This is a genomic window from Moritella sp. (assembly GCF_033791185.1).
Classification (GTDB): domain Bacteria; phylum Pseudomonadota; class Gammaproteobacteria; order Enterobacterales; family Moritellaceae; genus Moritella.
Window position 1 is genome coordinate 1 of record NZ_JASJHF010000299.1, and the last position, 3,274, is coordinate 3,274.

The 3,274-nt window shown below is 42.5% G+C and carries 3 protein-coding genes and 1 pseudogene; 1 reads left to right on the forward strand and 3 read right to left on the reverse strand.

The features are described 5' to 3' along the window. The 3 genes from dhaM to dhaK all read right to left on the reverse strand — a co-directional run. Nucleotides 1–996 (reverse strand): dihydroxyacetone kinase phosphoryl donor subunit DhaM (gene dhaM / locus QNK26_RS16975; RefSeq protein ID WP_319225162.1); only part of this gene is annotated, 996 nt, incomplete at its 3' end. 4 nt (nt 997–1,000) lie between these two features. Then, nucleotides 1,001–1,636 carry a dihydroxyacetone kinase subunit DhaL gene (dhaL, locus tag QNK26_RS16980; RefSeq protein ID WP_319225163.1) on the reverse strand — a complete coding sequence of 212 codons (636 nt, stop codon included), beginning with the start codon at nt 1,634–1,636 and terminating at the stop codon, nt 1,001–1,003. Between the two features lie 11 nt (nt 1,637–1,647). Continuing rightward, nucleotides 1,648–2,712 carry a dihydroxyacetone kinase subunit DhaK gene (gene dhaK / locus QNK26_RS16985; protein ID WP_319225165.1) on the reverse strand — a complete coding sequence of 355 codons (1,065 nt, stop codon included), beginning with the start codon at nt 2,710–2,712 and terminating at the stop codon, nt 1,648–1,650. Between the two features lie 355 nt (nt 2,713–3,067). Here dhaK and gldA point away from each other — a divergent pair. Beyond that, nucleotides 3,068–3,274 (forward strand): annotated as a pseudogene (gene gldA, locus QNK26_RS16990) (glycerol dehydrogenase); the annotation flags it as partial.

Below are 3,274 nucleotides of genomic sequence, written 5' to 3' on the forward strand. Positions count from 1 at the left end.
CTCCTTGCCTAACGTTAACTCCGTATCATTGGCCTGCTGCGCGAGTTGCTCTGTCACTTGTTGGATGGCACTATCCAATCGGATATTTTCCATCTCAATCGATTCAAAGCTACGCTGTGGGATCGCAGGCATCACAGCATCAAAATGAACTACCGGACCTGTCACTATACCAGCGCAAACAGCAAGACCATTTAACGCCCCTTCCACTTTTTCCTCTGATACAGTACTATTTTCGCTTGCAGCATCAGTGATTGGTGATTTCTCACTCTCTATCGAGTCACCGAAATGACAAGTAGTCAAACGAATAAATTCAGCAATTGCCAGTTCAGCTTCATCACCCGATGCATACAAACAGATCTCATCACCACACTGTATATTCAGTTTTGCAATGGCATTCAAACTCTTAGCATTCGCCCTCTCGCCCAGTTTTGCTAGCTCAATGGTCGCATCTACAGCAGCCATCGTAGCGACAATTAATGCGGCAGGTCGAGCATGAATACCGTGTGGGTTTTGCACCACAAATGCAGTTGATAACTCTTCAGCACCGTCAACACTAGGTGTAGTAACGCAAGTCACAAGCTCTGGCTCATCCATCAAATGACTTTGCTTACCAGCCAAAGCCCCCATCGCTTCAGCAATGACCATATCCATGGGTAAATTAGCCGCAGCAGCAACACCAGCCGCCATCGCCCCTTCTACAATCGGCGCAGAGCAAAGATGAACCGTTTCAGCGAGTTCAGCTGGTAGTAGCTCAATAGCAACCTCGGTACTTAATAGCGCACTACCTAAATCCATTAAAACGAGTACACCACCATCATCATGGACCTCTTCGATCGCAGACATGACTCGAATGCTATCAGTTCCGATAGGATACTGCTCATCATCGACGCCACCAGCAATAGCCATATTACATTTTCCCTGGGTCATCTGGGTAACTAGCTCAGCAATACCTTCGGCTAATCGTCGGCTGTGTGAAACAATTACTATACCTACCATTGTATTACCCTCCAGAAACAATACGTTGCAAAGATTTCATCATCATCATACTTGATGTTGCGCCGGGATCTTGATGGCCGATACTGCGCTCACCAAGATAACTAGCACGACCTTTCTTGGCTTGCATTGCAATCGTTGCAGTCACGCCCTCTTCGGCAGCTTGCACCATCAGATCTAGCGCTTTTTCTAAGGTAAATCCTTGCTCTATAGCAACGCGACCGGCATCGACAACCGGCCACCAAACATCACACATGGTTTTATCACCAATATTTGCTCTCCCTCGAGAGACAACACCTTCAACGCCAGCGTTGAGCATGTTAACCGTCTCTTCCAAGTTCAGCTGATCTTTACCAGCGACAACACCAGCGGCACGGATATAGAAGGTGCCATATAAAGGTCCACTCGCCCCACCGACGCTCGATAACAACGTCATACCCGCAGTTTTCATGATGGTACTGATATCTTGTTTTTCGATACTTGGAATTTTTTCCGCCACTCGTTCAAAACCACGATTCATATTTAGCCCATGGTCGGCATCACCAATATCGGCATCAAGTTGAGTCAGAAAATCGCGTTGTTCAACAAAAACCTCGGCACAGTCTTTTAACCAAGCTAAAATGTGTTCTTTTTTAATATACATAGTCATCATCCTTAACAGCCCCATCGTAATGCAGGTGTATTTACTGGTGCATCCCACAATCGTAAGATTTCATCATCTGCTTTTAATAACGTAATTGAAAAGCCTTCCATATTCAGCGAAGTACAGTAATTACCAACCAAATTACGCGCTATTTTGTATCCAGCGCTTTCACAGTTTTGGTGTAATCGACGGTACGCGCCGTACAGTTCAGAGCCTGGCGTTCCACCTAGACCATTAACTAATACAATATAGTCACTGTCGGATTCAAACGCTTCGGTTTCAATTTCAACATCCTGCCACTCACCTAGATCACGGTTCCATTCACGTAATTCTCGGGTATATGGTGGGCAATCAATAAGCTCTGCAAACATTTGGTCTACCAAACTGTCTAAGTCTTTATAAGTACGTCGTTCAATACCCGGTTCACCGTGAATACCAACACCGAACTCAATTTCATCATCCGCTAGAATAAACGACGGTTTACCGGCGGCAGGTACTACACAAGCTGATAAAGCCACCCCGAATGAACGTGATATATTATTCACTCGTCGCGCTAATTTTTCACATTGTTCAAGGTCATAGCCTTCTTCCGCTGCCGCACCAACAATTTTCTCGACCAAAACCGTGGCAGCAACGCCACGACGGCCTGCTGTATATAGGCTATCTTTTACCGCAACATCATCATCAATCAATACAGAACCGACTTTAATACCATCAGCATGTAACATCTCAACCGCAGTTTCAAAATTAAGCACATCACCAGTATAATTTTTAATAAAAAACAGAATGCCATTATCATTGTTAACTTTATGACCACACTCATACATCTGGTCCGGTGTTGGTGAGGTAAAAATTTCGCCCGGACAAGCAGCCGTTAACATACCCTTACCGATAAACCCAGCGTGTAATGGTTCATGTCCGTTACCACCACCGGATAATAAAGCCACCTTACCCTGAGCAGCATCTCGCCATACATAACGTGGGTCTAAAGATACATTTAATTCTGGATGCGCCAGATTAAGACCCTCAATCTGTTCTTTAACCACATTTTCAACTTTGTTAATTAGTTTTTTCATGGTGTATCTCCAATTGGTTACTATTTAAGAATTAACCCTAGTATCAACAAATAAACGCGGACTGCAAACAGCTTAATTTTTGTTTCAATTTGAAACAAAAAAATCTAAAAAATGATTCAAAATGAAACAAAATAAAATTCTAGGAGGTAGAACGTGATGGACCTCTAAATATTGTTCTCAATATAATAATAAAAAGGTCTATTTGTGCATACCATCATGGAAAAAATGATAAAAACAAATAATTTAGTTACCTTGACCCATGTTTGATTTATGTTGGTTACAAGCTTTAAAGCAGCAGAATTGTTTGCTTAAAACCGAACCTAATCATGAAAATAAACATATAAAGGAATTAATTATGGATAAAATCATTATATCTCCAAGTAAGTATGTTCAAGGCGAAAATTTACTAGCAAGTATTGGTAAGTATGTAAAACCGATCGGTAGTAATCCAATGGCTATTGCAGATGGTTTTGTCACTGACCTCGTTGGTCAAACAATTAAAGAAAGTTTTTCGCAAGCTGATATGCCGCTGAGCATGGAGTTATTTAATGGTGAGTGTTCA